We start from the raw sequence: 4,430 nt of genomic DNA on the forward strand, positions 1-4,430 counted from the left end.
GCATAAATGGCTAAGAAAATGGAGCTACTGCCATAGCCGATAACTGAATAGGGAATGAGTGATAAATCTTTGCGCACAGATTGCCCAATAAAAAAATAGGCGGTAATAATGCCCGCTGCAATAAAGGCCAGAATATCGCCATAGAGGGCTTGTCCACTAATTTGGAAATCCTGCCAGCCGATAATGAAACAGCCGATGATTGCAACGAAACAGCCAACAATGGCCCCTTTTGAAAAACGCTCCTTAAATAAAAAATAGCTTCCTACTAAAGAGAATAATGGCTGTAATGTCACAATAACCGTTGAACTTGCCACGGATGTGTAGTTCAATGATTCAAACCATAAGACATAATGGCACGATAAAAATAAACCTGATAGAATGCCAAGCCCCCACTGCTTTTTGGAGAGGCTCGTAAGTTCCTGACGCAAGCCCTTTTGCGCTAATAAAAAGGGAAGTAACACGAGCATCGCAAAGAATAGTCGATAAAAGGCCGTAATGGCAGGGGGTGCATCAGCTAATTTAACAAAAATAGCTGAGGTCGATAACGCAAATACTGCAAAAAACAACGAGATGTAATAAAACATGATGTACTCCTATGCTTTTACTAGAATAATAAAGACAAACCTATTATAGAGCAGTCACAGCATGAATAATATATTTTTTTAGAATAGTAGCACAAAATAAGGCTCAACGTTAGTTCCTCTCAAGCAATGACTCAATCACCTGTTTTAATTGCATAATAGGGGCTAGCTTACTGTCGTTTTTTTTATAAATAAAGACGGTTTCAATGACATTGTGAAGATTGTCCAAGTGATAATGATGCAAATCAGGGCAAGGATAGAGTGCGAGTAATTTTGTGTTTAACACTGCCAACGTATGCTCGATTTCAAGAAAATCAAGAATGCTACTCACGGATTTTATTTCTTTCATCGTAAAGGGTATTTGTTTGTTTGTAAGCCACTGTGCTAATGCCTTCGAATACATACACCCTTTACTTAGCACGAGTAAGGTAACAGGCGTTCGCTGTTCAAAATCAATAACATGAGCAGGGCTTGAGATCACTTCAAATGTTTCAGTAGCGATCAAATCATAGTGCAAATCGGCATAGTGCTTCAGTGGATTGCTGGTCAAGGCACAATCCAGCTCGGCATGGTGTACTCTATGATTTAACGATGTACTAGACTCTACTGTGAAATCCACATCAATCGGACTATGACTCGTTTGGAGCGCATTCATAATCGCTGCCCCATATATTTTAATGGTTGTATGAGAAGTACCAAAATGGATACTCGTTTGAGTCGATCCAATCCTATGTAAAAATTCCTCATAGTCGTGAGCGACCTTTTTTAGAAATTGTAAGTAGTGATCGCCTACCTCCGTTAGCTTTAAGCCTTGGGGCGTTCGTTTAAAAACCTCTTGTCCAATCTCACTTTCCATTTTTTTAACCTTGGATGTGAGGGCTGATTGTGTATAATTGGTGATTTCAGCGGATTTACTCAAGTTTTGCCTTTCTAAAAGCTCCATTTTTAAGGCGATTTCTTCAATGTTCATGTTGTTTGTCACACACCTATTAAATTTTTTGATAGTCGCTATCATTTTCCTCCATTTTACGTAGTGGATCGGTCAACGTAAACTCTAGATAACGAACATTATACTGCACAAATAAAGCAGTATAGCACTTATGGAGGGAACATATGCATACATATTATAAATGGATTATTTTGCTTGTGGCTACACTTTCGCAGACAGCAGCAACCTTTGTCACATACGGCATGGGGCCTGTTGCTTCGTTTTATCAAATAGAATGGGGTCTATCATCATTTCAAACTGGACTGATTGTCTCAGCTGTTAATATAGGGCCGATTTTATCCATGCTTGTATTCGGCTATTTCATGGATAAAAAAGGAGAAAAACAACTAATCGGATGGGGCTCCATTTTACTTGGACTTTCTAGCTTATTATTAATTCCTGTGCACCATTATACGACATTGCTACTCGTATTAATAGTTGTTGGGATTTGGTATGGCAGTGCACAAACTGGTGGTAGTTCAGCTATCGTCAAGTGGTTTCCAGATAAGAATCGAGGGCTTGCTATCGGTATTCGTCAGACAGGAATTCCAATCGGCGGTGCGTTGGCCTCAAGCATTCTAACCTATCTGTACCAACACATCCACCTAACCTCTGTGCATATAACACAGGGCTTGGTAGCAATTGCGGGAGGACTGTTATTTTTACTGCTGTATCAGGAACCTAAACAGCGTGTAACCGTTGCAGCAAATCCTGTCACCTTTAAAGAGAAGGTGCATGCCATTAAGAACAATCGCGCGCTCTATCCTATTTATTTTGTAGGCATTGTCATGATGTCCTTACAAATGGTGATCATTGCCCATTTGATGAGCTATTTGCATCAAGAAGGTGGTTATTCATTAACGGAGGCTGGAAAGTATTTAAGTATCATTTTGCTTGGTGGAATGGTAGGAAGAATTGTGCTTGCGTGGATAAGTGACTGTTATTTCTCTCAAAAACGTGAATCATTATTAGTGCTCGTCATGGTAGCCACCTTTATTATGATTGGCTGTCTGCCTTTTGTCATGTCTGCGAAGAGCTTGATGATCATTTTTTGTTCGATCCTTGGATTTTTTGCTCTTGGCTGGTATTCCTTATATATCGCTTGTGTAACAGAGCAATCAGATTCTCAATCAGTAGGACTGACTGTTAGCACGGCGCTAACGATCAATCAATTCTTTATTGTCTTAGCACCAACATGCTATGGGTTATTGGTTGCCCTTTTCTCCAGTCATCAACTGGCCATGGATTTAATAGCGGTGATGGTCATCATTGGAGCGTTTAATTTATATAGAACAACCAACAGTAGTCTAACACCTGAAAATTCGGTAAAATAATGGAAAATAGAAATTGGAGGGTGTTGGAATGACAAGTTCAATTTGGATTAATGCGGGGATTGATGACGTCTGGCAGGCCATTACAGAGGAGCAATCCCTCTCCAAATGGTATGCGCCAGGCTCGACATGGGACATCCCAAAATTGGCAGCGGGGGAGAAGATGACGTTTACGTTAATGCCGAATGCCCATAACCAATTATCTGAACAACTACCTATGGAGCTAACCATTCAACAGGTAAAAAAGAATGAGACATTTTCATTTTACTTAGGGGTTCCTGAAACGTTAATAGCCATTACGTTAGCAGAACAACACAGTGGCACTAACGTTAGCTTCAATTCGCCAGGCTATGATGCCTCACTCGCTAATTTGAAAGCTTTGCTGGAGGGGCGCGCCATCCCTTATCCATAGCAGTTTCTACGTCTCAGGTCTTAGGAAAATTTCAAGCGTAAGGTCGTATTTTAAATTATTTACTCCTATATAATGAAATTATTGGAAGATTATATAGCGGGAGGAAATAATGTTGAAAAAATTAGTTGGGTTAGGTGTCGTGATGGGCACATCTGCATTGCTATTATCAGGGTGCTTTTCCGTTTTTCCAAGCAAAATGCGTGAGGAAACGATTTTGGTGGAAAAGGATAAAGCGAAAGCATTAGAGGTAGACATCGAATTAGGTGTTGGTGAAATGAATGTATCAAGTGGCGCCAAGGAATGGGTTGAAGGCAAGGCTGACTATAATATTAAAAAGCTTGCCCCTCACGTAAGCTATGATAAACATGGTGATACAGGGGAAATCGAAATCAAGCATAAAGGCTCTACAAAGCTAGGTCTTTCTAAAATTAAGAACACATGGGCGATTCAGCTAAATGACGATATTCCAATGGATTTATCTGTGGAAACAGGTGCAGCCATTGCTAATCTCGACTTACAGGGGCTCCAGCTTGAACAATTAGATATTGAAGCAGGTGTCGGGGATCTGACAGTGAATTTAGGTGGCGATTGGAAAAAAAGCTTTACCACAAACATTGAAACGGGAGTAGGTCAAACAACTGTTATTTTACCTTCAAAGGTTGGAGTCAAATTAACAACAGAAAAGGGCATTGGTTCTTCAAATGTTGAAGGTCTTGTGTCCAAGGGTAATGGTGTTTATGTCAATGACGCCTATGATAAATCGGATGTCGTGCTAGAAATCAATTCAGAATTAGGCGTTGGAGACATTACGTTTAAACTAGATAAATAAACAGTTCGTAGGCTACTTTATGAAGTAGTCTACTTTTTTGTGTCAAAGGTCAATTGTATTTGATGCTGATTGTATGGTAGCTTTAAGAAAGCAATTGTTGAAGGAGCGAACGTAGTGAAAACTTATACATACAAGCAACCAGCAGCCATCGAATCAACAGAGGTCATTAACATTTTCAATGAAGCGGGAGAGGTGTCGTCCACTGTGCAACGTGTGTATACCAATGCGCTAAAGAAGGCCTTTGATCGAACAATGGACTATCGTTATTTTGTCCGTTTTGATGTCCATG

Annotated in this window: 6 protein-coding genes; 4 read left to right on the forward strand and 2 right to left on the reverse strand. The window is 40.0% G+C overall.

What is annotated here, in order from left to right:
• A partial coding sequence (locus RT445_RS19115; protein WP_313471314.1) for a DMT family transporter occupies positions 1-584 on the reverse strand: 584 nt, incomplete at its 3' end.
• 109 nt (positions 585-693) lie between these two features.
• The gene (locus RT445_RS19120) at positions 694-1,551 is read right to left on the reverse strand and encodes a LysR family transcriptional regulator (protein ID WP_312506229.1); all 858 of its coding nucleotides are present in this window, start codon (positions 1,549-1,551) and stop codon (positions 694-696) included.
• Between the two features lie 143 nt (positions 1,552-1,694).
• Between RT445_RS19120 and RT445_RS19125 the strand changes: the two genes are divergently transcribed.
• The 4 genes from RT445_RS19125 to RT445_RS23795 all read left to right on the forward strand — a co-directional run.
• Complete coding sequence (locus RT445_RS19125) at positions 1,695-2,903, forward strand: MFS transporter (RefSeq protein WP_312506227.1); 1,209 nt, start codon at positions 1,695-1,697, stop codon at positions 2,901-2,903.
• A gap of 28 nt (positions 2,904-2,931) precedes the next feature.
• Positions 2,932-3,312: an SRPBCC domain-containing protein gene (locus tag RT445_RS19130; RefSeq protein WP_312506226.1), complete on the forward strand. Its 381-nt coding sequence runs from the start codon at positions 2,932-2,934 to the stop codon at positions 3,310-3,312.
• A 109-nt stretch (positions 3,313-3,421) separates the two neighbouring features.
• Positions 3,422-4,141, forward strand: coding sequence for a toast rack family protein (locus RT445_RS19135; protein ID WP_274796836.1), 720 nt, complete (start codon positions 3,422-3,424; stop codon positions 4,139-4,141).
• 114 nt (positions 4,142-4,255) lie between these two features.
• Positions 4,256-4,430: tubby C-terminal domain-like protein (locus RT445_RS23795; RefSeq protein ID WP_483869421.1), on the forward strand; the 175-nt coding region annotated here is incomplete at its 3' end.

It is taken from the genome of Lysinibacillus sp. (genome assembly GCF_032093475.1).
Classification (GTDB): domain Bacteria; phylum Bacillota; class Bacilli; order Bacillales_A; family Planococcaceae; genus Lysinibacillus; species Lysinibacillus irui.

Excerpts from the sequence above, each read along its gene's own strand:
- RT445_RS19120 (WP_312506229.1), bottom strand. The coding sequence starts at position 1,551 with ATGAACATTGAAGAAATCGCCTTAAAAATGGAGCTTTTAGAAAGGCAA.
- RT445_RS19125 (WP_312506227.1), top strand. The coding sequence starts at position 1,695 with ATGCATACATATTATAAATGGATTATTTTGCTTGTGGCTACACTTTCG.
- RT445_RS19130 (WP_312506226.1), top strand. The coding sequence starts at position 2,932 with ATGACAAGTTCAATTTGGATTAATGCGGGGATTGATGACGTCTGGCAG.
- RT445_RS19135 (WP_274796836.1), top strand. The coding sequence starts at position 3,422 with ATGTTGAAAAAATTAGTTGGGTTAGGTGTCGTGATGGGCACATCTGCA.